This is a genomic window from Streptococcus sp. FSL R7-0212 (assembly GCF_038007985.1).
Taxonomy (GTDB): Bacteria; Bacillota; Bacilli; order Lactobacillales; family Streptococcaceae; genus Streptococcus; species Streptococcus parauberis.
Map to the genome: position 1 here is coordinate 1,333,360 of NZ_JBBOYF010000001.1, position 25,648 is coordinate 1,359,007.

Consider the following 25,648-nt stretch of genomic DNA (forward strand, 5'->3'; position numbering starts at 1 on the left):
TCTGTGTTTGAATTAGTACATGAAAACATTACGTTATTTCACTATTACTGAATGGTCATTGTGGTTATTTTCAATCTTGGCTATTCTTAGTACATCAATCTATTTTGGTAATCAAGAGCCTTTAGCTATCTTAGCTTCAATGATCGGAATTACTTCCTTAATTTTTTCAGCCAAAGGTAATCCTATTGGTCAGGGATTAATTATTATTTTTGCTGTGATTTATGCCTACCTAGCCCTACGAAATAACTACTATAGTGAGCTGATTACCTATAGTTGTCTAACTCTACCTATGGCTGTATTTTCACTTTTGTCCTGGCTGAGTCATCCTTTCCAAGGAAAAAAGGCACAAGTTACAATCAGTCAAGTCAAAGTTAAGGATTACTATTTATTATTTCTTCTAACCGTTCTGATTACTGTCATATTCTATTATATTTTAGGAATATTTCATACACCATTTTTACTGGTTTCAACGCTTTCCATAGCGACTGCTTTTGCTGGTACCTTTCTTACTTATAAGAGAAGTCCTAATTTTGCTTTAGCTTATTGTTTAAATGATATAATCTTAATTGCCTTATGGCTGTTTGAAGCACAATCAGATAGTAGTCACTATGCTTTAGTCATTTGCTTTGCGACATTTCTGGTAAGTGATATCTACACCTATTTGAACTGGCTAAGAATCCAAAAATTCCAATTAGTGGCCATAGAAAAAAAGAATGAGCTTTAGGCTTCATTCTTTTTTTCTAGTTTTTCCCGCTCTAAACGTAAACGTCGATTGGGATTAAGTTGGTTAAAAAGTTTCTCTAGTTTTTCAGCATTCCAAACATCAGCTGCTGAAACGAAGTTGCCATCCTTATCTCTAAAAGATATGGGTTTATCTCCCATAAGAATGCTCCTTTCCTAAAACAAATAAATAGTTGCAAGATTAATCAACGAATTCAAATTCATAACTACCAATACGAACGATATCACCGTCTCTAGCACCACGTTCACGAAGTGCTTCATCGACACCCATACCACGTAATTGACGAGCAAATTTCATGATTGATTCATCACGTTCCATATTAGTCATGACAAAGAGACGCTCAAGTTTTTCACCAGATAAGATCCAAGTTGCGTCATCATCACGTGTAATGTCAAATTCCTTATCATCACCAACAAAGCCATAGTATACTTCTTCATCATCTTGGAAATCAGATTCATCGTATAATAAGAATTCATCAGTCTTAGCCAATAATTCAGAAATAGCTTCTAAAAGATTATCCAATCCTTTTTGTGCTAATGTCGAAATTGGGTAAATTAATGGTTTTTCTTCAAATTCATCATACTCTGCATATAATTTTGCTTTGAAGTCTTCTAAATTTTCTTCTGCATCTGGCATATCCATTTTATTGGCGACAATAATCTGAGGACGTTCCATCAAACGAAGGTTATAAGTTTCAAGCTCATTATTAATTGATTTGTAGTCATCATATGGATCACGGCCTTCAGATGCAGACATATCAATGATATGCAGAATAACACGCGTTCTTTCGATGTGACGTAGGAATTGTGTCCCTAAACCAACACCTTGACTAGCTCCTTCAATTAGACCTGGTAAATCTGCCATAGCAAAACTATCACCAGACTTTGTTCTAACCATTCCAATATTAGGAACAATTGTTGTAAAGTGGTAAGCACCAATTTTAGGTTTGGCTGCTGATACAACACTTAATAAAGTTGATTTACCAACAGATGGGAAACCAACAAGTCCAACATCAGCTAAAATTTTCAACTCAAGTTCCAGCTCACGTTCTTCACCTGGTTCACCATTTTCGGCAATTTCTGGTGCTGGATTACGAGGTGTTGCAAAACGAATGTTTCCGCGACCTCCACGACCACCTTGAGCAATATTGAACTCCTGACCATGTTCAACTAAGTCGATAATGACTTTACCAGTCTCAGCATCCTTAACAGTGGTTCCTTGTGGAACTGGAACAATTAAGTCTTCTGCTCCACGGCCATGCATTCCTTTAGTCATCCCTTTTTCCCCTGCTTTAGCACGGAATTTTCGGTTATAACGGAAATCCATTAAGGTTCTTAAACCTTCATCTACTTTAAAGATGACTGAGCCACCTTTACCACCATCACCACCCCAAGGGCCGCCATTTGGTACATACTTTTCTCGCCTAAAGGCAACCATACCATCACCACCGCGACCAGCATGAACACTAATCTTAGCAGTATCTAAAAACATACTCATTTTAATTCTCTAACTTTCTTTTCTGTTAAAAAAACGCCATACGGCGTTCTATCCCATAAATACTGATAAGGCACCCATAATTAAGCCACCTACAGTTACTAGTACCATTAAGATGACAATAAACATTGTTATTTTTTCAAAACCTGTTTTCTTACGAGGTCCATTTTCTCCAAAAGCCACAATTACTACCTCTTCTATCGATATTTTTCTTTATATATCTTAACATGAATGGTATCAATTAGCAAATCAGAAGACAAGATTTACTATCTGAGAATAATCTAATTTTAATAGCCTTTTGAGTATTACTGGCATTTATGTTATATTAGAATAATAAAATATTATAATCATAAGGAGACCAAAATGGTTTTACCTAATTTTCAAACAAATTTAGAGAAATATGCTAATTTGTTAATTAATAAAGGTGTCAATGTCCAAAAAGGACATACGCTTTTAATTGCAATTGCTGTTGAACATCATGTTTTTGCTCGTATGCTTACTAAAAAAGCTTATGAAGCTGGTGCAGCTGAAGTTTTTGTTGATTATATCGATGATACAATTACTCGCGAAAAATTAATCAATGCAGACTATGAACGCTTAGTAAATGTTCCTGATTTTGTTGTTGAAAAATCCAATTATCTATTAGGAAAAAATACGAGCCGTTTGTTTGTCCGTTCATCAGATCCAAATGCTTTTTCTGGAGTTGATTCTGAACGCTTATCAGCTTCGACTAAAGCAACTGCCATTGCCTTAGAAAAACAACGTGCTGCGTCACAAGCCAATAAATTCAGCTGGAACCTAGTTTCCGCTTCAAGTCCTGAATGGGCTAAAATGGTCTTTCCTGACTTAGCTACTGAAGAAGAGCAAGTTGATGCACTTTGGGATGCTATCTTTAAGATGAACCGTATCTATGAAGAAGATCCAATTAAAGCATGGGACTTACATCAAGAAAAATTAGTAGCAAAAGCAACTATCCTTAATGATTACCAATTTGATGCCTTACATTATATGGCTCCAGGAACAGATTTAACACTAGGTATGCCTGAAAACCATCTTTGGGAAGCTGCTGGAAGTGTTAATGCGCAAGGCGAAGAATTCATTGCTAATATGCCAACTGAGGAAGTTTTCTCAGCTCCTGACTATCGTCGTGCAGATGGCTATGTTTCATCAACTAAACCATTGTCATATGCTGGTGTCGTAATCGAAGATATGAAATTCACCTTCAAAGATGGCCAAATTGTTGATGTTACTGCAAAAAAAGGAGAAGAAACAATCAAACGTTTGGTTGAAGAAAATGATGGGGCACGCGCCCTTGGTGAGGTTGCCCTCGTTCCTCACAAAACACCAATTTCATTATCAGGCCTAACATTCTTTAATACCCTATTTGATGAAAATGCTTCTAACCATTTGGCAATCGGCGCAGCCTACGCCTTTAGCTTAAAAGGTGGAACTGAAATGAACAACGAAGAACTAAAAGCTGCTGGATTAAATCGTTCAACAGCACACGTTGACTTCATGATTGGTTCTGAAAAAATGGACATCGATGGTATTACTAAAGATGGGCAAATTATTCCAATCTTCCGTGGTGGAGAATGGGCAATTTAATTCATTAAAAAGTCAGTAAATAACTGGCTTTTTTTAATTCCTCAGCTTATAATAGGTCTATGTACTATCAAATTTTACAAACACTTAAACCAACTACTTTCGATGATGCTTTTTTTGGTAGCCATCCATTTGTGGCAGTTATAAAGCCTGAAGAATGGCAAGGATTGCAACAAGATTTCCATATGGGTATTGATATGGACTTTAACATTTTTTCTGCCAACTCAACTAAGGCCGAGGTCAATTTGGATTCTTTGACAGGGACTTTTAAAGTTCCAGTTCGTGATGATCTGATTAGTAAAGCTATGGACTTCTCCTTTGCGTTAGATGAACGTGGCATCATTTTCATCGATTGTGATGAACATGTGGAACAATTGCTAAAAAAAATCCAAAAAACAAAACGTTGGAAGCAACCAAGTCTGGAACGCTTTATTTATGACTTTTTAGAGTTTATCATTAAAGATGATTCTGAACTTTTAGAAGCCTTTGACCGTGAATTGGATCAAATTGAAGAAAATGTGTTAGATGGTGTTGAAGAGAACAATGACCATCAGTTGAATAAGATACGCAAGAAGTTAATTAAATTGAATCAACATTATATGCAACTGATTGATTTGGCACAAGAATTTAGTGAGAATGAAAATAATTTTTTCAAGGACGAAAATCTGCGTTTCTTTCACTTATTTGCATCCCGTGTCTCTCGTTTGCAAACTACGGTTCAAACCTTAAGAGAGACCATTATTCAAATTAGAGACTTAGCTCAGGGACGTCTTGAAATGAAACAAAATAAAATTATGGCTATCTTAACCATTGTAACGACTTCCTGTATGCCTTTAACCATTCTAGTTGGCTGGTATGGAATGAACTTTAAGTATATGCCTGAATTATCCAGCAAATGGGGCTATCCAGCTGTAATCTTAGTAGCAATCACTATTTTAGTATCAACTTTGACCTTCTTCAAATATAAAAGATGGTTATAAAAAAAGATACCTCCTGGTGTCTTTTAGTTTTCCATTAAACTACTTATCTCTTGATCCGTTAAACGGCGAAATTCGCCTAATCCTAGAGTATTATCTAATTTCAAAGGTCCCATTGTCAACCGTTGTAAGTCAGTAACCTCTTTTCCACAGGCCTTGACCATTCGTTTAACCTGATGAAATTTACCTTCTTTCAAAGTAATCTTAACTGTGCAAGTTTGCTTCTTTTCATCTTTATCAATAATTTCTAAATTCGCAGGCAAACAAAGATGGTCTGACAATTGAATTCCATTTTCAAATGCCAACTGATCTGCTTCTGTCATTACCCCTTTAACGTGAGCCTTGTATATCTTATTGACATGCTTCTTAGGAGAAAGCAACTTATGTGCTAAATCACCATTATTGGTTAAAAGCAGCAAACCATGTGTATCCTTATCCAAGCGTCCAACTGGAAAGACTTCCTTTTGTCTAGCTCGGTCGTCTAACAAATCGACAACCGTCTGATGAAGATTATCTTCAGTTGCTGACACGACGCCGGCCGGTTTATTAAACATGTAATAGAGAAACTCTTCATAAACAAGTTCCTGCCCTTGATAAAGAATCTGATCCTTGTCAGAATCAATTTGTCGTTTAGCAGAGCTCTCCACCTTGCCATTAACTAAAATCTCTTTTTTCTTAAGCAAGTTCTTCACTTGACTACGACTACCAATACCAGCATCAACTAAAAATTTATCTAATCTCATTACCAATCCTATTTTGCATATGTCTTATAGAGCCATTTAATCATTTCTCGTAATTCTTTTTCAGGTAGCTCTTGATTATGAAGCAATTTAAACCCTCGTTTACTGTAATCCAAATGTGGATAAATTGTTTTAAAATGCTCAACTGCTTCTGGCCCAATATAGATATTTAAATGTTGTGAATAATCCTGAAAATGAATTAAATAAGTCCCTTGCCAATAAGAAGCCATGGACCAAGCAATACCTTCATTGACTGTCTCAGGTAAGGACTCGATAATTATAAGTCTTAAAGCTTTTAGAAATGCTTTATGGTTATCTGGTCGATTATTGATATAATCAGTCACAGCTTCTTTATTTACTTCCATCACTACCTCATTTTCTTATTTTAGTATACCATAATCTACAGTAAAGCCATGACTGCTACACAAACTTGTATTATAATATAAGAAAATGGAGGATTTTATATGACAATTTATACGCATCAATTTGATACAAAATCTGAACACTCAGCCAAACATTTAGGATCTGGTAGCTTAGAAGTACTTTCCACACCGGCTATTGTTGCCTTTATGGAACATACGGCATACCTATATGCACAAGAAACAATCGAGGACCAGGGCTATACTACAGTTGGTACAGAAATAGCTATTTCTCATATTGCTGCTTCTAAAATTGGCCAAGCTCTCACAGTTATTATTACTGCACTGAAAGAAGAAGGACGCCGTTATGACTTCCGGATTGAAGCTTTCGCAGGGGAAAAATTAGTTGCCAAAGCTTGTCACACACGTGTTCGAATTGACATTGAAAAATTCTTGGAAAAACTATGAGACTGGGACAAAAATCAGTAATTTACTAGAAATTTGATTTGTCCTTCCACCTCTGCAAAGTTGACTAGGGCTGTAAAAGTTGACTTTCTACCTATTAGAGCCCACTCAACCACTGCCTAATAGTCATAAATCCAAATAAAAAATAGAGTCTGAGAACATTTGTCCCAGACCCTTTTATTTATACTTAATTTTCTAAAGCTTGATAGACTGTTGCTTTTAAGTTACCAATTGTCCACATTGCTACAAAGCTGACTAAGTAGAGTGAAGATAGGAAGATCATAACCATTGGAACACCTGATGCGTCTAAAATCTTACCAATAATAACTGATGAGAAGCCCCCGACTGCCCGACCGACATTTAAAATCACGTTGTTTGCTGTTGAACGAATATAGTGTGGGTAGAGTCTTGTAATCATTGCCCCGTATCCTGCAAACATCCCATTTACAAAGAAGCCAACAATTGCGCCACCAATAATCATTGTTGGCATTGAGTTAGCAAATTGGAAGAGGTACACACAAACTGATGATGCTAATAGGAAGACTGAGTAAACTAATCTTGGGCCAAATTTATCTAAAATTTGACCAAATGTGAGCATTCCTAAACACATTCCTAGAATTGTTGCAACCATCCATAACGACGAATCTTTAACTGAGATACTTAGGCTTGTTTGAATAATCGTAGGTAGCCAGTTCATCATCCCAAAGTATCCTGCAATTTGGACTGTTGTCATCACCATTAGTGCAAGTGTTTGAGCTGTCAAAGTCGGTGTCTTAAAGAGTTCACTAATTTTAACGGGCTGACTTGTTTCTTCACTCTGATCAAGTCCGCTGTCGATAATGTTATCATCATCTATTGCAAATTGCATCCAGAGCACTAGTAAGATTGGTACTAAACCAAATAAGAACAATCCTCGCCAGCCGAGTGTTGGCGCTAGCCATCCTGCTAATAAAGCTGAGGTAATTGAACCAACTTGTCCAGCAATCCCATTGAGTGATGAAATCCGACCCATTTTTTTAGGTGGTACTATTCCAGCCATAATGGCAATGGCAACTCCGTACTCACCACCTACCCCAATACCTGCGATGAAGCGCATGATGTAAAGATAGTTAATGCTTTTAGTGAAGAAGATTAAACCAGTTGCAATTGAGAAGACAAGGATAGTCCATTTAAAAACTTTGAATTTGTGGTGACGGTCAGCTAGTAATCCAAAAAGTAAGCCACCACATAGCATACCTAGGTTTGTGATGGTCGCTATCCAACCACCTTGTGCACCAGTAATACCTAATTCGGTAATAATTGAAGACATTGAGAAGGCTAGGAACATGACGTTTAAGTCATCTGTACCTGAAGCGACAATTGCACCAACAAGAGCACGTATGTTGTTCTTGTCTAATGATAGTTTTGACATAAAATTCTCCTTTTAATGGTGACTCTCTGTTCACCTTAATTAATTGAATACCCTTTACAAAAAAAGACTCAGGAGCAAGTCCTGAGTCAATTAAAGTCCGTCAAAATTAGAGCATGCTCAAAGAGCAGTCTCTTTTTTAAACTTTCATGTCTCACGGGACATAGTTAAAGCAGTATTTAATTGTAATAAGTATAAATGAATTAACCTTACTTGTCAACCTCTCATTATCTAAAATCTAACAATTTAATAAAATAGAAATTTGTGTAATTCATAAAAATATGTTTTTGTGAAAATATGAAATCAACTCATTTCTTAACATAATCTGATGAAAATTTTAAAAAGACAATTTTTAGCAAGATTTTAAAGAGATTTTCACCAAAAACAGGTCTTTCTTTGATATAATGCTAAACAGAGGTGAAAAATATGAAAAAACTTGCTTTTGATTCAGATAAGTATTTGCATTTACAAAGGGATCATATCTTAGAACGTATTAATCAATTTGACGGCAAACTTTACATGGAGTTTGGTGGAAAAATGCTTGAAGACTATCATGCTGCGCGTGTTCTTCCAGGATATGAACCTGATAATAAAATTAAACTTTTAAAAGAACTAAAAGATCAAGTTGAAATTGTTATTGCTATCAATGCTAATAATATTGAGCACTCAAAAGCTCGTGGTGACTTAGGTATTTCCTATGATCAAGAAGTCTTTCGTTTAATTGATAAATTTAACTCATTAGATATTTATGTTGGCTCAGTTGTTATTACACAATATAATAATCAGGCTGCAGCTGATATTTTTCGTAACCAATTAGAAAAAAATGGAATTGCATCTTATTTGCATTACCCAATTAAAGGTTACCCTACAAATATCAATCATATTATCTCACCAGAAGGTATGGGGAAAAATGATTATATCAAAACTAGCCGTAATTTAATTGTTGTTACAGCACCTGGACCTGGTTCTGGTAAATTAGCAACCTGTATGTCTCAAATGTACCATGACCAAATCAATGGCATTACGTCAGGATATGCTAAGTTTGAAACCTTTCCTGTCTGGAATTTACCACTTCATCATCCAGTCAACTTAGCCTATGAAGCAGCAACGGCTGACCTTGATGATCTCAACATGATTGACCCATTCCATTTAGAAAAATATGGTAAAACGGCTGTTAACTATAATCGTGATATTGAAGTATTCCCTGTTTTAAACAGAACCTTTGAACGAATCCTTAACAAATCACCATATGCTTCTCCTACAGATATGGGCGTTAATATGGTAGGTTATTCAATAATTGATGAACAAGCTGCTATTGAAGCTTCTAAACAAGAGATTATTCGTCGTTATTATCAAACCCTTGTTGATTTTAAAGCAGAACGCGTTTCTGAAGCAGCTGTTAAAAAAATCGAATTATTGATGAATGACATTGGTGTGTCTCCTGCAGACCGCCAAGTGACAATGGCTGCTCGAGAAAAATCTGAAGCTACTGGTGCTCCTGCTCTTGCATTACAACTTCCAAATGGTCAAATCGTGACCGGAAAAACTTCAGACCTTTTCGGACCTACAGCTGCCGTTGTTATTAATGCTATTAAAAAATTGGCATCAATTGACAAGTCTACACACTTGATTGAACCTGAATATGTTAAACCAATTCAGAATTTAAAAGTCAAACATCTTGGCAGTCATAATCCAAGATTACATTCAAACGAGATTCTTATTGCATTGGCAATCACTGCAATGAGCAACACCGAAGCAGACCTAGCCATGAAAGAACTTGGTAATCTTAAGGGAAGTGAAGCTCACTCTACTGTTACACTAACTGAAGAAGATAAAAATGTACTTCGTAAATTAGGTGTTAATGTTACTTTTGATCCCGTATATCAACAACATAAACTTTATAGAAAATAAAAAAGAAGCTTAGGCTTCTTTTTTTATTGACGTTTGACAACTAATTGTTTTTTATCGTTGAAGAAACCTTTATATGCCAAGTATGATGCTACAAAAGAGGCAATTGAGGTCGTTGATAAAAGCATAAAGGTAACCATCATTTGATATTTAACAGCTTGAATTGGTGAAGTACCAGCTAATATCAGACCAGTCATCATCCCTGGTAAGGAAACAATTCCTAAAGTCTTAGATGAATCAATTGTTGGTACCATACCAGTTTTTATTACATCACGAATAATATCAATCGATGCTGGTAAAATATCTGCTCCGAGAGCTAATTTAGTCTCTACTTCTTCTTGTTTGTTTTGAAAATCTGACAATAGTTGTTTATAACACAAACCAATAGCAACCATTGAATTACTAATAATCATTCCGCCGACCGGAATCATTTGATTGGGAACAAAATGTAAAATACGTGACAAAATTAATACTGATAAGGTAATGACAGCTCCCAAAGTAATTGCTAGAAATGAAATAGCAAAACCATTTTTAATACCTTTACCTCGTTTTGCTGCATTATAGGATGCATTAACAATCATAAATAAAAGTAAAAGTGCTGTAAAAATTGGATTTTCATAGCCAAAAATATAGTTTAAGACAAAGCCAACTAAAAGGAGTTGCACTACTGCTCGAATAGCACCAACAATAATTTCTTTTTCTAGTCTTAATTTTTGCCAGTATGAAAAAAAGAGGGTAATAATGACTAATGAAGATGCTATTAATAATGAGGGTACTGAGATTGATGCCGCGCTATTCATTTGATTACCTCCAATGATTCTATTTGTCCCTTGACAAGCGTCAATAATTTATTAGCATACTTTTTGCTTTGCTCAGCGTCATGGGTTATCCATAGAATGGTCATTCCTTTATGATGTAATTCCTGAATAACACCTTCAACAATTTCTTTATTTACTGAGTCAAGTGCAGATGTAACTTCGTCAAGTAACAAAACTTTTGGTTCAAAAAGTAATTGTCTAATCAGCGCAATACGTTGCTTTTCCCCACCAGACAATTTTTTGACATCTTGATTCAAATAAGTTTTATCCATTTGAAATAATGTAAAGAGTTGATCCACTCGGCTTTGATTGAATTCTTCATGTCGAATATCAAAAGGAAATGCTAAATTATCTTTGACGGTGGACCCAAATAGATAGGGGGTTTGAAAACAGTAAGATAGTTGCTTGCGCGTTTCAATTGGATCCTGCTTTGCTATATCCTTTCCATTAAAAAGAATCTCCCCTTTGGTCGGTGAAATGAGGCCTGAAACTAATTTTAACAAGGTACTCTTTCCACTCCCTGAAGGTCCAACAATAGATAGAAAATCACCTTCTTCGACAGTAAAATTAACGTGATTTAGGATGTTTTTATTATCTACTTCAAACTGAACTCGATTAAATGAAATAAGTGACATTTTTTTCCTCTCTCCATATTATTTATAATCATTCTTATTAATAGTCTATCACTTATTATTAAAAAGTTCAGAGAAAATGCTCAAAAAAAGATTAGGATAAGCCTAATCTTTTTGATCAACCGGAATTCCACGATCACTTGTCCCTGTGACAAACATAGTACAAGAATTTTTTGTCAGTAATTGATCTTCTTCATTTCTAATTTCAATATCAATTACTTTTGTTGTTTTACCATTGTGAACACATTTACCATGAATATAGAGGCGTTGTCCTGCTTTACCAGGTTTGAAATAGTTGATATTTGATTGCAGGGTAACTGCTTCAAATCCAGTTGAAATTGAAACTAGTCCTGCAATCTGATCACAGAGTGTAAATAAATAGCCACCATGTGCAATACCATAGTAGTTTAGAGAACTTTCTATTACTTCAGTTGAAAGAACCACATGTCCAAATTCAGCCCTTTCAACACGATAGTTCTCAAAAACTTCGATTTTTTTTAAGTTAATGTCTTCCATTTTTAATCCTTTATCACTTGTATTATTAAAATTATAAAATCTATTATACTATAAAAAGTCAGGATCTCTAAAAGAAAAACCGTCTTTTATTAGGTTTTTAGAAAATTAGCACCTGCTTTTTTTAAAAATTTTTTTCAATATGATTGAAAGAAATAATAAACAATTAATGACAAAAGCTTTGTTGTTTAAGGTGTCAATTCCAAAACATTTACAGCTTTTTGTCAGAATTAGACATTAACGATAATTTGAAAATTTATAAAAGCCTTTTAATATGGTTTCAAAAACATAGTTTTCAACAGTAGAGTATTTCGTTTTTTTCGGTCGACAAAACATGGGTTTATATTTGATTGGGTCATCAAACCGTTTTTCAACGACACCCAAATAGTCTAATCGTTCAATATAACGGTTAAAGCGAGCCGTTGGTAATATGGCTATAATATCATTAATTGCACAAGACTCAACTAAATAGTCCCAACTTGATGATGTCATCAAAAGTTTGGCTGTTGATTCTTCTTCAGCTAATTTATCCATGATCAAATCATAAGATGCAAAATCATCACTAAACATGGTGATGTATCGGTCATCTAAATCTTTCCATGTTAATATTTTTTTCTTTGCCAAGGGACTCTGTGGACGCATAAATGCTGCTATCTCAGATAAAATAATCAAATGTTGTTCAAAACGTTTATCATCTAGATGCGTCGGCTCTTCAATCATGGCAAAGTGCAACTCATTGTCAATTAACATCTGCCTTAGGGTTTTATTATCCTCTTCGACAATCTCGATTTTTACGTCAGGATTTTCCATCAAAAAATTGGGGAAAAATCTGGTAAAGAGAATACGCATAGTTGTTGAAGGAATTCCAATTCGAATCATACCGCGACGTTTTTGTCCCTCAACTTCAATCATCTGACCTAAGTGATCGTAGCGTCTAAGAATATCTAAAACCTCATGATACATTTGTTTGCCAACAGGTGTTAAACCAACCAAGCGTCCATTTTTTCTGATAAATAAGCTAACATTTTCTGCTTTTTCGAAATTAGAAATAAATTGACTCAATGTTGATTGGGTCACAAAAATTTGCTTTGCAGCATCTGATAAATTATAGTCCGCATCGACGATAGCTACCAAATAATTCATTTGTGCAATATCTAACTTCATATCTACCTCTTCTAAGTCATCTTTTATAACTTTTCATTCATTATAATCTAATGTCGACAATGCTTCAAGGAAGACGCTTTCAAACAAAAAACTTCACAAATACTTGCGAAGTTTTTTATAACTAAGAAACAAAGATTAATTAACGATCACCGACATATTCAAAGATACCAGCTGCTCCCATCCCTACTCCGATACACATGGAAACCATTCCATAACGAGTTTCTGGACGTTTACTCATTTCAGATAATAAGCGTGAGGTTAAGATTGCTCCTGTTGCACCAAGTGGGTGACCTAAGGCAATTGCACCACCGTTTACGTTAGTAATATCCATATTAATACCGAGTTCACGGATTGATGCTAATGCTTGTGCAGCAAATGCTTCATTAAGTTCAATGAGATCAATATCTTTTAATTTTAGTTGTGCATTTTCCAAAGCTTCTGGAATAGCATAAGCAGGACCAATTCCCATAACTTTTGGATCAACACCGACTGCTTTAAAGCCAACAAAACGGGCAATAGGTTTAACATTTAATTGATCAACCATTTCTTTAGACATAAGAACTACAAAACCAGCACCATCAGAAATTTGAGATGATGTTCCAGCTGTCACTGAACCATCAGCTTTAAAAACTGTTCTTAATTTGCCTAGTGATTCAGGCGTTGATTCAGGACGAATACCTTGGTCTGTTTTAAAAGTTTCTGTGACAACTTGTGGTCCCTGTGCTGTGTACTTGATTTGTTCAATTTCGACAGGAATAATTTCTTTTTCAAATTTACCACTTGTTTGCGCAATATATGCCTTTTGATGACTTGCAGCACCAAATGCATCTTGATCTTCACGGCTCACATGGTATTGTTCAGCAACATTTTCAGCTGTTAAGCCCATTGGATAGGATGCTCCAATATCTTCATTTTGAAGAGTTGGATTTACTGTTGGTTCTGCGCCTCCCATCGGTACTGCTGACATGAATTCAACACCACCAGCAACTAAACAGTTTGCTTGTCCAGCCATAATAGCATTGGCTGCTGTCGCAATGGTTTGGAGACCAGATGAACAAAAACGATTAACCGTTTGACCAGCGACTGTATGTGGTAACCCAGCTCGTAAGGCAATAGTTCTTGCAAAATTTATCCCTTGAATGCCTTCTGGAAAAGAACAGCCTACAATAACATCTTCAATATATTTAGGATCAAAATCACCTTCAATACGATTAATAACACCTTTTAAGACTTCTGCTGCTACATCATCAGGACGACTGTGGGCATAAGCACCTCTGGCATTACCTTTTCCAATTGCTGAACGTCCGTAAGCAACTATATAAGCTTCATGCATATTTATTTCTCCTTCTACTAAATCACTAATATTCACTAATTACGTAATGGTCGTTTAGTCTCTAGCATATGAGCAATACGTTCATATGTTTTTTGATTGCCACTAAGTTTTAAGAAATTATTTTTCTCTAAACTTAATAGGTAATCGTGATTAATATAAGTATTTCGAGGTAAATCACCACCTGCTACAATATCAGCAACAGAGAGACCAACTTCCATATCATAATCACTAATAAAGTGACCTAGACGCATAGCATCAAGATTTGATTCAACAATTGATTTAAAATCACGACCTGGAGCAAGATAAGTGTATTTTTTAGCTACTTGGTAACCATATTTAGAATAAAACTTGGCTAATTCCAATGCTGCATATACGCGTTGTTCATCGTTTTGAACGATGACATCTGTATCTCTTAAAAAGCCGGCGGCTTTTGCTTGGTAAGCATTCATCGATACATAAGCCGATGATACATTTTGGACTAATTTAGCTAAACGGGCGAAGCGATTAGAGGGAACATCATCATCTTTTAAGATGCGTTCTGTCAACTCGGCTAGTCCACCGCCTGATGGAATTAAACCTACACCCACTTCAACTAGTCCCATGTAAGTTTCTGCTGCTGCTACAACAAATGGAGATGCTAGTAAGAGCTCTGCACCGCCACCTAATGCACGACCTTGAGCAGCCGTAACGATTGGTTTTTTGGAATAACGCACACGTTTGATAGCTCCTTGGAGGATATCAACACCTGGACCTACTAATTCATTTACTTTTCCTTCTTCAATGGCTTGACGCATTCCCATTAAGTTTGCGCCAACACAGAAGTTTGCCCCATTTGAATAAAGAACCATACTAGAATAATTATTACTTTCAAGGTATTCAACAGCATCGGCTAAATCTTGTGAGAAGCCTGGTGTGATTGAATTTGCTGGTGTCTGCATCTTCAATAGGAGTTGATCATCATTGACAACTGATAAATTGGTATCTACTTTATTCCAAATTTCTTTTTCAATTTTTGTTTCAATAGCTGGAACATAACTTAATGTATCACCAGCTTGGTAGAAATCATCTCTTTTATTCTCAATCCATCCAGGTAATGATCCTAATTCATCTTTCATACGGTTTTTAACTTTTTCAAATCCTATGATATCCCATAATTGGAATGGTCCTAATTTCCAGTTGTAACCCCATACCATGGCACGGTCAATATTTTTATAATCATTAGCTGCTTTTGGTACATTTAATGCTGAATAGTACATGACATTACGGAGGGTTTCCCAAAGGAAAATACCTTCTTTTTCAGTAGAATTAAAGATAACCTGTAAGTTTTTCTTAAGGCTACGACCTAATTCTTTTTGAATTGGTAAGTTTACTTTTTCAAGTGGCTTATATTCCATTGTTTCAGGATCAATCACAAAACGGTTACGACCTTCTTTTTTATAAGCACCTTGTTTTGTTTTATTTCCTAAATACCCTGCCTGAATCATTTTTTCTAACATTGGTGGAACTGAGAAAAATTCTTTTTCAGCTGCATCTTGCATCATCCCTTTTGTAACATTATAAGCAATGTCTAGTCCAACCATGTCACCAAGTTTAAATGTACCCATTTTTGGTCGACCAATGTACTCACCTGTTAGGACATCAACTTCTTGAATAGATAATTTAGCTTGGTCAGCACGCTTCATAATGTCCATTGATGAGTAGGTACCAATACGGTTGGCAATAAAACCACTAACGTCATTCGCTGGTACAATTCCCTTGCCCAATTTATTAACTGTAAAATCTGTTATGCTATCCATTGTTTCTTGGGATGTTTTCGTATTTGGAATTAACTCAACAAGTTTCATAAATCGTGGTGGGTTGAAGAAATGCATTCCCACGAATCGTTTACGTGTTTCATCATCCAAGGCTTTAGCAATTACTTCAATTGGAATTCCAGAAGTATTGGTTGCCAAGATTGCATCTTTCTTCGCAATTTTTGCTACTTTAGACCATAAGTCATGTTTAATATCAACTTTTTCTGCGACAGCTTCAATAAATAAATCAGAATCACTTTGTTTCTCGAGTGCATCTGTAAAATTACTATAAGTAACATTTGAAGCAAATGATGGATCGAAAAGGAGACCTTTTTTAGGATGTGTAATACGATCGTAAGCTCCCTTTGATAGTTTATTCTTATCATTTTCATCTATAACGATATCCAGTAATTCTACTTCTAGACCAGCATTAACAAGAACGGCAGCTATCTGGCTTCCCATCACGCCAGCTCCTAAAATGCTTGCTTTTTTAATAGTCATTCTCTTTCCTCCAATTAATCATGAAATTTATCTTGAAATTTTCTTAGTATTCCAGCTTGTTTGGCTTGATTCATTAATTCTTCTCTAAAATCAGGATGCGCAATCTCAATTAAAGCAACTGCTCGTTCTTCCATTGTTTTATTAAAGAGATTAGCAATACCATACTCTGTAACAATATTCATGACATCTGCTCTCGGTACAGAAATCGGTGTTCCAGCTTCAAAGGTTGGTACAATATTTGAATATTCTTGTCCAGTTTCTTCATCTACTCGAGTTGATGCAACACAGATGAAACTTTGTCCACCCTTAGATGCTCCTGCACCTCTGACAAAATCACTAGCACCCCCAACCGAACTAACAATACGGTGACCAGCTCCTTCTGATACCACTTGACCAGTCAAATCAACCATTAAACACGCATTGATTGAAACAAAATCGTCATACTTGGCAACTTCAAAAGCTGAATTTACATTTGTTACTAAGTCAACTTCAACTTGTTCATTATCTCCAGTCCAATCATACAAATCAACTGAACCAAAAGCAAAACCACCACGAATTTTACCAGTAATAGCACCAATTTCTGCTAAATATTTCATCGATTCCGTAATCATTTCTGTATGGACAGATAGATTTTTCTTGTCCTTTAGCCCATAAGATACTGCACCTGACAAACCTCCAAAACCAATTTGAATCGTAGATCCATCTTTAATTTTTGGAACAATCAATTTTGCAATTTCTTGATCCACATTTTTAGGTTTTGGTTCTGGTAGTGGCATCATCTCATAATCACGTTCAATTATATGAGATACTTCAGAAAGGTGAATTCGTGTATTTTCCCCATGTACTCTTGGAATTTTGTCTGAAACTTGAACAATAACTTTACTTGCTATATCAGTTGCTTCGCGCCCAATCGACGTACCCATCGGACCAAAATTGAAATAACCTTCGTCATCCATAGGAGATACCGTTGTATAAAAAACATTTGGTCTAATCACTTCTTTGATTGCTCTACCAATATTCGAAAAGTTAACAGACATCATTGATTCATAACCCAATGGATAAACTTTACGATCTACTGGCCCCATAAAGAAACCTGTAAAATGAATTTTTTCAGCTACTCGTGGGTCCATTAAGAATGATAGCGGAGCTAAGGGGAAGGAAGAACTTACTTGAACATTTTCTAATTCTTCATATCTTTCTCCTAGACCCGATAAAAATTCAAGTGGCATTTGCGCCGCAGGACTTACAATAATGCGATCATCAGACTCAATCATCTTGATGGCCTGACTAATATCAATTAATTTATCTCTATAATCTTGTTTGTCAATCATTCACTTATTACTCCTATTCTTCAGTAATAAAAGTAAAGTTTGGAAGAATTATCCAAAACTTTACTCTTAACTCGCTATTAAATGAAGGCTTGTTTACCAGTTAAGGCACGTCCAATTACAAGAGCGTTGATTTCATGAGTTCCTTCGTAAGTATAAATAGCTTCAGCATCACAGAAGAAACGAGCAATATCGTAATCTACAGTAATTCCGTTACCGCCACAAATACCACGACCCATAGCAACTGTTTCACGTAGACGAAGAGCATTAAACATTTTTGCCATTGAAGTAGCAATCTCACTGTATTGGCCAGACTCTTGCATTCTTGCTAATTGTGTAGAATAGGCTAAGCCTGACATTGTGTTTGCTTGCATCATTGCCAATTTTTCTTGAACAAGTTGATAGTTGGAAATCTCTTTACCAAATTGTTTACGTTGTGTAACATATTTTAGAGTGGCTTGTAATGCACCTCCCATTCCTCCAGCAGCCATAGCAGCAACACCTGCACGAGTAGAATAGAGAATTTTAGCAACATCTTTAAAGCCATTGATATTTTGTAGTCGTTTAGATTCAGGAACTTTAACATCTTTCAGATGAAGATTGGCATTAGGAACAATACGCAATGCAATTTTATTTTCGATAACATCAGCTGTAAAGCCTTCTTGTCCCTTCTCAACAATGAAACATTTAACTTGGTCAGTATCGACATCTCGAGCAAAGACTGGAACAACATCAGCCATAGCTCCACCACCGATCCAACGTTTTTCACCATTTAGAATCCAATTTTCACCATCATATTTAGCAGTTGTTGTTAAGCCACCTGCTACGTCAGATCCATGTTCTGGTTCAGTTAATGCAAAACATGTCATTAATTCATGAGATTGTAATTTTGGAATGTAGTACTTAACTTGTTCTTCGCTACCACCAAATAAGAAAGTGTTGTGACCAAGACCAATGTGTACGCCGACGAAAGTATTCATTGAAATATCAAAGCGAGAAAGCTCGTAACACATGAAAGCAAAGTACATTTCACTGCGACGTTTTGCACCATCTCGACCTTCAAACAAGAGTGGGTCATTTAAATAATTCATTTTACCCATATCTTTGAAGAAGTCTTCAGGAACTTCTGCTTTCATCCAACAATTATTTACTAAAGGACGATATTTTGTTTCTAATAATTCACGAATTTGAGTCAGTTTTTTGATTTCACCTTCAGTTAATTCTTGTGCAAATCCCATAACATCTTCTGGATAAAGTGCTTTAAGCATTTCTTGTTTTGTTGACATAGCGAGTCTCCTTTTTTTAGATAAAATATTTTTGTTTATTTATTAAGCGCTTACAATATGATTATAAGGCATGATATAAGAGATTACAAATTAAGAATTTTAATTGACACTATTAGCTAGGTTAATAGTTGTATTTATAGATTTGAAGTATAAAACAATAAATATCCAATAAAATCTTATTAAATCAGCCTTTTACTTCGCTAAAAATAAAAAACCATATTCTTCATAACTAAAATTAGATTGAATAATGTGGTTTTTTTGTAATAAAATATTTAAATTAACTTATTATTTTGAAAGGACTTGATTAAGGAGTTTTTGAATTGCTAACTTGTCAATTTTCCCAATAGCATTTCGTGGAAATTCATCTAAAAGAAGATAAGCTTTTGGCACTTTATAGCCTGCTAAATGTTCTAAACAATAACGTGTTATTTCTTTTTCATAATCTGGACAATCAGCATTTAAAATGATAGCTGCACCGACTGACTCACCAAATTCTGGATTATCATAACCTAAAACGACTGAATCTCGAACAATTGGATAGTTGTTTAGAACTGTTTCGACTTCAGAAGGAAGGACATTTTCTCCACCAGTAATAATCAACTCTTTCTTCCGATTGACGATGTAGTAAAAACCATCCTCATCCTGTTTAGCTAAATCTCCAGTACAGAAGAATTTACCATAAGAGGCTTTTTCAGTCTCTGCCGAATTTTCCCAATAACCACGAAAGACATGCTGACCTGATAAGAGTAGTTCACCAATTTCACCCTGTTTTACATCTTGAAAATTTTCATCAACAATCCTTGCACCAACAAACATTAGTGGTTTACCAATACTCTTAGGATGATCAGCCACTTCACTAGCTAATATCCTAAAATTATTTGGACCCACTTCTGTTAAGCCATAAGAATTAATGATGTTATGCCCAAATTTTTCAAAGCTCTTTTGAACAAAATTAGAGGCTGGCGCACCACCTGAAATCATCACTTTAACTGAAGATAAAGCTTTACTATCAAAGGAATCGTGCGTCAATAGAGTATAATACATGGTCGGAACCATAAATAAATGCGTAATCTTATAATTTTCAATTAATTGAATAGCCTCTAAAGGATTAAAGTAACGTTGCAGTACAACCGTCAATCCATTGACGATGAAGGGAATAGCAAAGCCCCCAAAAGCAGCAATATGAAACATGGGCGCACTGACTAAAGTTGAGTCATTAGCGACAAAATTCCAACTAGCAATTCCATTGAGTGCATTTTGAATCATACCATTGTGGGATATCATAACCCCCTTAGGCATACCAGTTGACCCACTAGTATACATAATAAAAGCTGGGCTATATTTATCAATATGAAGCTCTGGCAAATCCTCACTAATAGGTTTGGAAAAAAATGGCATCATAGTCTTGTGAATCAATATCTAACATATCTTTTTCAGCAAAAATCGACTCGATACGATCTTTATGATGTTCAGCGTATAGGACAAACTTAGGTGAACAATCTTTAACAATTTTTTCTATTTCAATTGATTTTAACCGCCAATTGAGTGGAACCATTATAGCTCCTATTTTTGTGCAAGCAAACAACAAATCATAATAGGCAACATCATTTGGGGCAAACAGAGCAACGCGATCACCTTTGGAAATATTGCGCTTTAAAAGATAATGGGCGAGGTTTATTGCACGTTGATGCAATTGACCATATGTCCATTGTCGTTCTTTTAAAGGATCAATAACCGCAATCTGATCAGAACTAAGTCGAGCCCTAGTCTTTAAGAAATCGATCTCCATCTTATCTCTCCTATATTTTATTGTAAGCACTTACATAAAGTTTACCATTTACTTTTAACTTACGCCATTATTGTGCCTCAATAATTTAAAAATTATCAGAAAAGATTCAGAAATTATGATAGGAAAATCCTCTATTTTCTGCCTTTGAAGAATAGTCAAAGGCTCTCATTTCCTGATGAAGTGTATAAACAAATACCATCTTGATAATCAAACATGCCCCAGGTACCACCGTCACATTAAGTAAATTCCCAAGTATCAAGCTTAAAACAGGAATAATAATTGCCACAAATTGATAAGCAGCTGATTTGTATAGACAAGAATAAGGTAACAAATGCGCACCAAATACCATAGCATAAACCATGACCATTTTGTTAGGCTCCACATTAAAAAACCACATTACAATTAATAAGTAAGCATTTGATTCATGGTAAAAAGCATTACCAACTTAGATATAGGGTTGTTAGTTTTGAACAAATCAACATTTAAAAATTTAGTTGCAATGCTTGCAAATAAGATCATGGGAGCTGAACAAGTAAAGACAAGGATATTCTGTGTCATTATTGACAGATGCATAAATAAAAGGTAATCCTTTTTTTGTCGCATAAGAATGTCATCACTTAATTATTCTAAAGTCATCAAGAATCTCTTTCATTTATTAAAATTTCAGCCATATTATAGCAAAAAAACCGAAATGAAAGCGCTTTTATCAACTATTTTGATATGTTAAAAAGACTAAAGGATTGATTCTGTTTAGTCTTTTCTTTAATTATTATCTTTGATTAATAAGCTGCCATTGCAGTTCTGAGACAACTTCAATCCCATAAGCATCATCTTTAATTGCCGGCTCATCATTCATGATATAAGCTGGGCTACCTCCTAATTCATTTGCCCAATCAAGAACTGCTTGCATAGTATTATTAGGCAAATCAGGATGTTGTAGATGAGAAAAAATGGAGAAATCCACAATCCCTAAAGCTTGGTCTGAATTGACTAACTTCTGCCAGTCGACAAAGAAGGAACAAATTCTTGGGGTCAAAACCATACTTCCAGCACTAAGGCCAATGTAAAGAGCAGCTAGGTTAGGCATCAGCTCAGCAAAGCCAGACTCTTTCATCCAATAATACAAGTACAGTGGGGCTCCGCCATTAACCAAAATAAGATCAGCTTCTTGAACTTGCTTCTACCGGACATCTGAATCAATACTTGGTATTGCTGATAATTCTAAGAGTGAAATTTGGCCCCAGCCTTGATAAGGAAGTGCTTCTGGACTCTTCTCAGTAAAGACATTCCAGGCATAGTATGCACCATTTTTCATAGTATAAAGTGCTGTCGTGATACATACAGCCTTAGAATCTCGAGGTGCTTTGCCAAGCATTTCCAGCATAGCTTTTTTTGATAGTGGGATTGGTAATTTCACCTGAAGTTAACAAATATCTCATAGAGAGTTTACTTCAAATAGTCTGGTAGGACCTGTAATAAGTGGTCAGAACTGCTGACAATTATACCATTTAATTTAATCAAACCAACGGTATAGAGGTTAACATAAGCAAATTGTGATTCGGCAACTGTTTGGAGTGCATCTATTTTTTTCTGATTATCTGCCCCTAATTGACGAGAATCTGTATATAAACCAATGATTGGGATACCAGCCTGATAGGCAATCCCAATTTCAGAAGCTACACCTGGATCAATCACTTGCCCGTCAAGGACGGCAATCATCAAATCACTTTCAAGTACTGCTTGTGTATCCAACATGGCAATCATTTTTGAGTCTGCATAGGCATTTTTGTCATTTATTTCACCTTGTTCTTGAGGTAAAAAGATATCTAAAGTTGGATAATCCCGTCTAATCTTGTTCACTAAGACTTGATTGAAAGTAAATTCCATCTCTGTAAAAAGTGGGCTGGCAAAATAAATTTTCATGGTATGCTCCTTGTTCTGATTAAATTGATTAATTAATTATACCATGTCTCAACAATCTTTTCTTACATCACCTGTAATTTCAGACTCTAATCTTCTACTTTAGTAATCATCTTAGTAATAATCATCACAACTGCAAATAATAGCCCTGCTATTGGCCAAACTATCCAAGTCTCTTGCCAATTATTAGTTGCAAATGACCAAGCGAGGTAGATGGCTGTTGTGCTGATCCAGTAAATTCCTGAAATACGACTTATTAATGGTGAGGCTTCTTTTTTAGACATGGTAAAATCACCCTCTTGCAGTAATTTATTATAAGCATCCATGCGCATTTGACTTCGAATAAAGACTATTACTGCAAATCCTATGACAATCAACATTATCCCAATCATTATCGTTAGAATATAAGATTCCTCTGTTAATGTTGACACAGCAATTAAGGGAATAACACTAAAGATACAAAGCATTACTCCTAGGGTAATATTGCGATGATAACTTGGTTCAAATTGAACTTTGTTTTTATTAGCTAAGCCATCAACACCATACTCTGTTTCAATATTATATTTTTCTAAAAATTCAAAGCGTTTCAAAATAAAACTACTATTAATCAAAAAATAGACACCGAAGCCAATAAATGATAATAGAGACACAATTCCAATGCTTCCTGCTAGTTTTTCTGTCACACCCATTTTATGACTATCAGCTAGACCACCTAATACAACTAATGGCACACAAGCTATGATACAGAGAAAAGCACCTTTGGCAATTTTTCCGGATTCAATCATTGTTGTAGTCATTAAATCTTGAGCTTCTTCCATTGAAACTTTCCTAAAAGGCTTTCCATCAAAGGCTTTATTGGTATCGTCACTTACTAGTGAAGTTTTTTCTTGGTCTTCTCTTAATAAATAATCTGTCGAAACACCAAATATTTCTGCCATTTGAATGATTCGATTTAAGTCTGGAACCGATTGTGCACCTTCCCATTTTGAAACAGATTGTCGTGAGACATCTAATTGCTCGGCTAATTGTTCTTGACTCCATCCATTGCTTTTTCTTTCCTCAATTATCTTATCTGCTAAAATCATATTAAGACCTCCATGTCATTTTCCTTTTTTATTTGTCCTTAGTCTAACTTTTTTGGTGGTTGCAGACTAGAAAGTCCACCTTTCAATTTGTCAACTGACGGTTGCAAGCTTAATCTGACGGCGTTTTCTAATAAGATATTACAAAAGTTTAATTGATTATTTTTTCTATCTTGTAAAAAAGATATACTCTGTTTCTATTATTATTGTAACACCAAGCGAACACTTTTGGGCTTTTTAATTTAAAATGTCAGATTATATTACTTTAACCTTACAAAGCTGTATACTGAAATAATGAAAAATACTGAAAAGGACTAAAAATGAGAGAACTCATACTATTTTTACATAGCTCACTTGATGGTTTTGTTGAAGGGCCGAATGGGGCTATGGATATTGTTTTTTTTGCCTATGACCATGATTTAGAAAGCTATGCTAACCTTACATTAGCTACTGCAGACACTATTTTATGAGTCAGACCTATATATGAGATGATGCACAGCTATTGGCCATAAATGATTAATCATCCAGAAGCCTCTGATCATGGGCTTAACTATGCCAAATGGATTAGTGTCGTTGAAAAAGTGTTCGCATCCACTACACTTGATGAAGTGACTTGGAATAATTGCAAACTAATTAAAGAAAGCTTGCCCCAGGCTATCACAGAACTATAAAATCGTGAAGGACAAGATATCATTGTTCTTGGTACCCCACGTCTTGCCAAAGAACTACTAAAAATGGAGCTTGTAGACCGAATCAAATTAACCGTCTCTCCAGTACTCCTGGGCGATGGCTTGCGCCTCTTAGAAAATGTGGTTGCTGATTTGGAATTAGTGCATTCAGAAACCTTTGCCTCTGGAGCTCTCGCTTTGGACTATAGAATTAAAAAAGACAGAAAAGAGAAATAAAAATGACATTATTGATTGCAATTATTACCGGAATGATTAACTTTATGATTGGTGGACTATGCTATGGACTGCTCTTTAGAGACCCATGGATGAAGCCATGGGCATAAAACAAAAGATATCGGAAAAAATGGAGATGGAAAAAAATGATTATGACAGCAATCGTCAAAATCATCATTAGAATCTTAGTTATCTTCTTCTTACAATCTATCCATGCTACAACACTAACATCAGCATTAGTGTTTGGTGTCATCGTCGAACTAACAGCTCTCAAAAACTACTTCTTCTGACAAAAACCAGTCCAACTCATTCTTATCAACGAGAGCCACAAACTCGTGGCCTTTCTCATTATTGGATTAGCACTCTTGTTTGTATAGTCAAATAGAACCACTTCCTAACTTTTGTTAGGAAGTGGCCTTTATTTTAAATAATCTGTTATTAAAGTGTGTCCGCAATTACCTGTGTCCCAGCAGCAAAATCTGCTAAATACCTTTTGTCTTTTCTGAACAATCCCATAGCTAACATGATTACTAACAAAATAATGGCTAGCCTTTGGATGATAATACTAACAGTATTAAAATTGTTATAGATACTATGGGTAATACCAAAATGAACAATTTGCTAAGACATACATTTAATTAGATTACTAACCAAAGTAGACTGAAATTTTGGTTTGGTATAAGTTAATTTTAGTTTAGCCATTCTCCTACCAGGACTGCAACCATTTATATCAAAAAAAGTAAAAATAGTGATAATCGGTATGACAGAAAAAAACAAGGCAATAAATTGAGACTGAGCTTCAGTAAAGTGTGCAATACCACCAAATTTAAATGGTAAAAAAGCATGATCATTCCAAATAAAACACAAAGATAAAAACTGATAGTCATCCAAT

The 25,648-nt window shown here is 35.3% G+C and carries 26 protein-coding genes and 3 pseudogenes; 8 read left to right on the forward strand and 21 right to left on the reverse strand.

The features are described from left to right. The first annotated feature begins 19 nt into the window (after nt 1–19). Entirely contained in the window at nt 20–724 is a 705-nt protein-coding gene (gene pnuC, locus MKY69_RS06780; RefSeq protein WP_311982130.1) for a nicotinamide riboside transporter PnuC, read from the forward strand. Here the strand turns inward: pnuC and MKY69_RS06785 are convergent. From MKY69_RS06785 to MKY69_RS06795, 3 genes are read right to left on the reverse strand one after another with little or no spacing between them, the layout of a single operon-like run. Further along, nucleotides 721–882: a hypothetical protein gene (locus MKY69_RS06785; RefSeq protein WP_311982128.1), complete on the reverse strand. Its 162-nt coding sequence runs from the start codon at nt 880–882 to the stop codon at nt 721–723. The two genes, pnuC and MKY69_RS06785, sit on opposite strands and share 4 nt — an antisense overlap. 40 nt (nt 883–922) lie before the next feature. Further along, nucleotides 923–2,239, reverse strand: a complete 1,317-nt coding sequence (gene obgE, locus MKY69_RS06790; protein ID WP_340791214.1) for a GTPase ObgE — start codon at nt 2,237–2,239, stop codon at nt 923–925. A 48-nt stretch (nt 2,240–2,287) separates the two neighbouring features. Then, nucleotides 2,288–2,419, reverse strand: a complete 132-nt coding sequence (locus tag MKY69_RS06795; RefSeq protein ID WP_311982126.1) for a DUF4044 domain-containing protein — start codon at nt 2,417–2,419, stop codon at nt 2,288–2,290. 180 nt (nt 2,420–2,599) lie between these two features. On the opposite strand from MKY69_RS06795, the gene MKY69_RS06800 reads away from it, so the two are divergent. Together MKY69_RS06800 and MKY69_RS06805 are read left to right on the forward strand one after the other, a co-directional pair. Continuing rightward, nucleotides 2,600–3,841 (forward strand): aminopeptidase, encoded by a 1,242-nt coding sequence (locus MKY69_RS06800; protein WP_340791215.1) that lies wholly within the window; start codon nt 2,600–2,602, stop codon nt 3,839–3,841. A 59-nt stretch (nt 3,842–3,900) separates the two neighbouring features. Continuing rightward, nucleotides 3,901–4,818, forward strand: coding sequence for a magnesium transporter CorA family protein (locus MKY69_RS06805; RefSeq protein ID WP_340791216.1), 918 nt, complete (start codon nt 3,901–3,903; stop codon nt 4,816–4,818). Between the two features lie 23 nt (nt 4,819–4,841). Here MKY69_RS06805 and MKY69_RS06810 read toward each other — a convergent pair whose 3' ends face one another. Continuing rightward, nucleotides 4,842–5,558: a pseudouridine synthase gene (locus tag MKY69_RS06810; RefSeq protein WP_340791217.1), complete on the reverse strand. Its 717-nt coding sequence runs from the start codon at nt 5,556–5,558 to the stop codon at nt 4,842–4,844. An 8-nt stretch (nt 5,559–5,566) separates the two neighbouring features. After that, nucleotides 5,567–5,920, reverse strand: coding sequence for an iron chaperone (locus MKY69_RS06815; RefSeq protein WP_076752149.1), 354 nt, complete (start codon nt 5,918–5,920; stop codon nt 5,567–5,569). A gap of 99 nt (nt 5,921–6,019) precedes the next feature. Between MKY69_RS06815 and MKY69_RS06820 the strand changes: the two genes are divergently transcribed. Beyond that, nucleotides 6,020–6,382 carry a thioesterase family protein gene (locus tag MKY69_RS06820; RefSeq protein WP_076752151.1) on the forward strand — a complete coding sequence of 121 codons (363 nt, stop codon included), beginning with the start codon at nt 6,020–6,022 and terminating at the stop codon, nt 6,380–6,382. 184 nt (nt 6,383–6,566) lie between these two features. Here the strand turns inward: MKY69_RS06820 and MKY69_RS06825 are convergent, their stop codons facing one another. Beyond that, nucleotides 6,567–7,790, reverse strand: coding sequence for an MFS transporter (locus MKY69_RS06825; RefSeq protein ID WP_340791219.1), 1,224 nt, complete (start codon nt 7,788–7,790; stop codon nt 6,567–6,569). 423 nt (nt 7,791–8,213) lie between these two features. On the opposite strand from MKY69_RS06825, the gene MKY69_RS06830 reads away from it, so the two are divergent. Then, on the forward strand, nt 8,214–9,698 hold the full coding sequence (locus MKY69_RS06830; RefSeq protein WP_340791221.1) for a DUF1846 domain-containing protein: 1,485 nt from the start codon (nt 8,214–8,216) through the stop codon (nt 9,696–9,698). A gap of 23 nt (nt 9,699–9,721) precedes the next feature. Here the strand turns inward: MKY69_RS06830 and MKY69_RS06835 are convergent, their stop codons facing one another. The 15 genes and pseudogenes from MKY69_RS06835 to MKY69_RS06905 all read right to left on the reverse strand — a co-directional run bounded on the left by MKY69_RS06835 (nt 9,722) and on the right by MKY69_RS06905 (nt 23,857). Further along, on the reverse strand, nt 9,722–10,495 hold the full coding sequence (locus MKY69_RS06835; RefSeq protein WP_340791222.1) for an ABC transporter permease: 774 nt from the start codon (nt 10,493–10,495) through the stop codon (nt 9,722–9,724). Further along, the gene (locus tag MKY69_RS06840) at nt 10,492–11,148 is read right to left on the reverse strand and encodes an ABC transporter ATP-binding protein (RefSeq protein ID WP_013794108.1); all 657 of its coding nucleotides are present in this window, start codon (nt 11,146–11,148) and stop codon (nt 10,492–10,494) included. The genes MKY69_RS06835 and MKY69_RS06840 overlap by 4 nt, the downstream gene beginning before the upstream one ends. A 102-nt stretch (nt 11,149–11,250) precedes the next feature. Then, on the reverse strand, nt 11,251–11,661 hold the full coding sequence (locus tag MKY69_RS06845; protein WP_003107193.1) for a PaaI family thioesterase: 411 nt from the start codon (nt 11,659–11,661) through the stop codon (nt 11,251–11,253). A 234-nt stretch (nt 11,662–11,895) separates the two neighbouring features. Further along, the gene (locus MKY69_RS06850; protein WP_003107195.1) at nt 11,896–12,822 is read right to left on the reverse strand and encodes a LysR family transcriptional regulator; all 927 of its coding nucleotides are present in this window, start codon (nt 12,820–12,822) and stop codon (nt 11,896–11,898) included. A gap of 139 nt (nt 12,823–12,961) precedes the next feature. Then, nucleotides 12,962–14,155 carry a thiolase family protein gene (locus tag MKY69_RS06855; RefSeq protein WP_003107196.1) on the reverse strand — a complete coding sequence of 398 codons (1,194 nt, stop codon included), beginning with the start codon at nt 14,153–14,155 and terminating at the stop codon, nt 12,962–12,964. Between the two features lie 35 nt (nt 14,156–14,190). Next, nucleotides 14,191–16,449, reverse strand: a complete 2,259-nt coding sequence (gene fadB, locus MKY69_RS06860; protein WP_340791223.1) for a 3-hydroxyacyl-CoA dehydrogenase/crotonase FadB — start codon at nt 16,447–16,449, stop codon at nt 14,191–14,193. A gap of 14 nt (nt 16,450–16,463) precedes the next feature. Beyond that, nucleotides 16,464–17,780, reverse strand: a complete 1,317-nt coding sequence (locus tag MKY69_RS06865; RefSeq protein WP_003107199.1) for an acetyl-CoA hydrolase/transferase family protein — start codon at nt 17,778–17,780, stop codon at nt 16,464–16,466. 77 nt (nt 17,781–17,857) lie between these two features. Continuing rightward, the gene (fadE, locus tag MKY69_RS06870) at nt 17,858–19,063 is read right to left on the reverse strand and encodes an acyl-CoA dehydrogenase FadE (protein WP_013794113.1); all 1,206 of its coding nucleotides are present in this window, start codon (nt 19,061–19,063) and stop codon (nt 17,858–17,860) included. 285 nt (nt 19,064–19,348) lie between these two features. Further along, entirely contained in the window at nt 19,349–20,464 is a 1,116-nt protein-coding gene (locus tag MKY69_RS06875; protein WP_340791224.1) for a class I adenylate-forming enzyme family protein, read from the reverse strand. After that, entirely contained in the window at nt 20,436–20,852 is a 417-nt protein-coding gene (locus MKY69_RS06880; protein ID WP_340791225.1) for a class I adenylate-forming enzyme family protein, read from the reverse strand. Before MKY69_RS06880 ends, MKY69_RS06875 begins: the two co-directional genes overlap by 29 nt. Nucleotides 20,853–20,958: 106 nt before the next feature. Further along, a pseudogene (locus MKY69_RS10570) lies at nt 20,959–21,455 on the reverse strand (DUF7010 family protein). A 166-nt stretch (nt 21,456–21,621) separates the two neighbouring features. Further along, nucleotides 21,622–22,017, reverse strand: a pseudogene (locus tag MKY69_RS06890) (Type 1 glutamine amidotransferase-like domain-containing protein); the annotation flags it as partial. A gap of 15 nt (nt 22,018–22,032) precedes the next feature. Next, a complete protein-coding gene (locus MKY69_RS06895) occupies nt 22,033–22,269 on the reverse strand; it encodes a hypothetical protein (protein WP_340791226.1) in 237 nt (78 codons plus the stop codon). Between the two features lie 29 nt (nt 22,270–22,298). Then, nucleotides 22,299–22,775, reverse strand: a complete 477-nt coding sequence (locus MKY69_RS06900) for a nucleoside 2-deoxyribosyltransferase (RefSeq protein ID WP_003107210.1) — start codon at nt 22,773–22,775, stop codon at nt 22,299–22,301. Between the two features lie 86 nt (nt 22,776–22,861). Continuing rightward, nucleotides 22,862–23,857 (reverse strand): helix-turn-helix domain-containing protein, encoded by a 996-nt coding sequence (locus tag MKY69_RS06905; protein WP_013794114.1) that lies wholly within the window; start codon nt 23,855–23,857, stop codon nt 22,862–22,864. A 317-nt stretch (nt 23,858–24,174) separates the two neighbouring features. On the opposite strand from MKY69_RS06905, the gene MKY69_RS06910 reads away from it, so the two are divergent. From MKY69_RS06910 to MKY69_RS06920, 3 genes and pseudogenes are all read left to right on the forward strand, one after another. After that, entirely contained in the window at nt 24,175–24,324 is a 150-nt protein-coding gene (locus tag MKY69_RS06910; protein WP_340791228.1) for a hypothetical protein, read from the forward strand. Nucleotides 24,325–24,540: 216 nt separating this feature from the next. Continuing rightward, nucleotides 24,541–24,759 (forward strand): annotated as a pseudogene (locus MKY69_RS06915) (dihydrofolate reductase family protein); the annotation flags it as partial. Nucleotides 24,760–24,902: 143 nt separating this feature from the next. Beyond that, nucleotides 24,903–25,046, forward strand: coding sequence for a hypothetical protein (locus MKY69_RS06920; RefSeq protein ID WP_231070379.1), 144 nt, complete (start codon nt 24,903–24,905; stop codon nt 25,044–25,046). Nucleotides 25,047–25,648: the final 602 nt, after the last annotated feature.

Coding starts and splice junctions, on each gene's coding strand:
- pnuC (WP_311982130.1), top strand. CDS start 20: ATGAAAACATTACGTTATTTCACTATTACTGAATGGTCATTGTGGTTA.
- MKY69_RS06785 (WP_311982128.1), bottom strand. CDS start 882: ATGGGAGATAAACCCATATCTTTTAGAGATAAGGATGGCAACTTCGTT.
- obgE (WP_340791214.1), bottom strand. CDS start 2,239: ATGAGTATGTTTTTAGATACTGCTAAGATTAGTGTTCATGCTGGTCGC.
- MKY69_RS06800 (WP_340791215.1), top strand. CDS start 2,600: ATGGTTTTACCTAATTTTCAAACAAATTTAGAGAAATATGCTAATTTG.
- MKY69_RS06805 (WP_340791216.1), top strand. CDS start 3,901: ATGTACTATCAAATTTTACAAACACTTAAACCAACTACTTTCGATGAT.
- MKY69_RS06810 (WP_340791217.1), bottom strand. CDS start 5,558: ATGAGATTAGATAAATTTTTAGTTGATGCTGGTATTGGTAGTCGTAGT.
- MKY69_RS06815 (WP_076752149.1), bottom strand. CDS start 5,920: ATGGAAGTAAATAAAGAAGCTGTGACTGATTATATCAATAATCGACCA.
- MKY69_RS06820 (WP_076752151.1), top strand. CDS start 6,020: ATGACAATTTATACGCATCAATTTGATACAAAATCTGAACACTCAGCC.
- MKY69_RS06825 (WP_340791219.1), bottom strand. CDS start 7,790: ATGTCAAAACTATCATTAGACAAGAACAACATACGTGCTCTTGTTGGT.
- MKY69_RS06830 (WP_340791221.1), top strand. CDS start 8,214: ATGAAAAAACTTGCTTTTGATTCAGATAAGTATTTGCATTTACAAAGG.
- MKY69_RS06835 (WP_340791222.1), bottom strand. CDS start 10,495: ATGAATAGCGCGGCATCAATCTCAGTACCCTCATTATTAATAGCATCT.
- MKY69_RS06840 (WP_013794108.1), bottom strand. CDS start 11,148: ATGTCACTTATTTCATTTAATCGAGTTCAGTTTGAAGTAGATAATAAA.
- MKY69_RS06845 (WP_003107193.1), bottom strand. CDS start 11,661: ATGGAAGACATTAACTTAAAAAAAATCGAAGTTTTTGAGAACTATCGT.
- MKY69_RS06850 (WP_003107195.1), bottom strand. CDS start 12,822: ATGAAGTTAGATATTGCACAAATGAATTATTTGGTAGCTATCGTCGAT.
- MKY69_RS06855 (WP_003107196.1), bottom strand. CDS start 14,155: ATGCATGAAGCTTATATAGTTGCTTACGGACGTTCAGCAATTGGAAAA.
- fadB (WP_340791223.1), bottom strand. CDS start 16,449: ATGACTATTAAAAAAGCAAGCATTTTAGGAGCTGGCGTGATGGGAAGC.
- MKY69_RS06865 (WP_003107199.1), bottom strand. CDS start 17,780: ATGATTGACAAACAAGATTATAGAGATAAATTAATTGATATTAGTCAG.
- fadE (WP_013794113.1), bottom strand. CDS start 19,063: ATGTCAACAAAACAAGAAATGCTTAAAGCACTTTATCCAGAAGATGTT.
- MKY69_RS06875 (WP_340791224.1), bottom strand. CDS start 20,464: ATGATGCCATTTTTTTCCAAACCTATTAGTGAGGATTTGCCAGAGCTT.
- MKY69_RS06880 (WP_340791225.1), bottom strand. CDS start 20,852: ATGGAGATCGATTTCTTAAAGACTAGGGCTCGACTTAGTTCTGATCAG.
- MKY69_RS06900 (WP_003107210.1), bottom strand. CDS start 22,775: ATGAAAATTTATTTTGCCAGCCCACTTTTTACAGAGATGGAATTTACT.
- MKY69_RS06905 (WP_013794114.1), bottom strand. CDS start 23,857: ATGATTTTAGCAGATAAGATAATTGAGGAAAGAAAAAGCAATGGATGG.
- MKY69_RS06910 (WP_340791228.1), top strand. CDS start 24,175: ATGAGAGAACTCATACTATTTTTACATAGCTCACTTGATGGTTTTGTT.
- MKY69_RS06920 (WP_231070379.1), top strand. CDS start 24,903: ATGATTATGACAGCAATCGTCAAAATCATCATTAGAATCTTAGTTATC.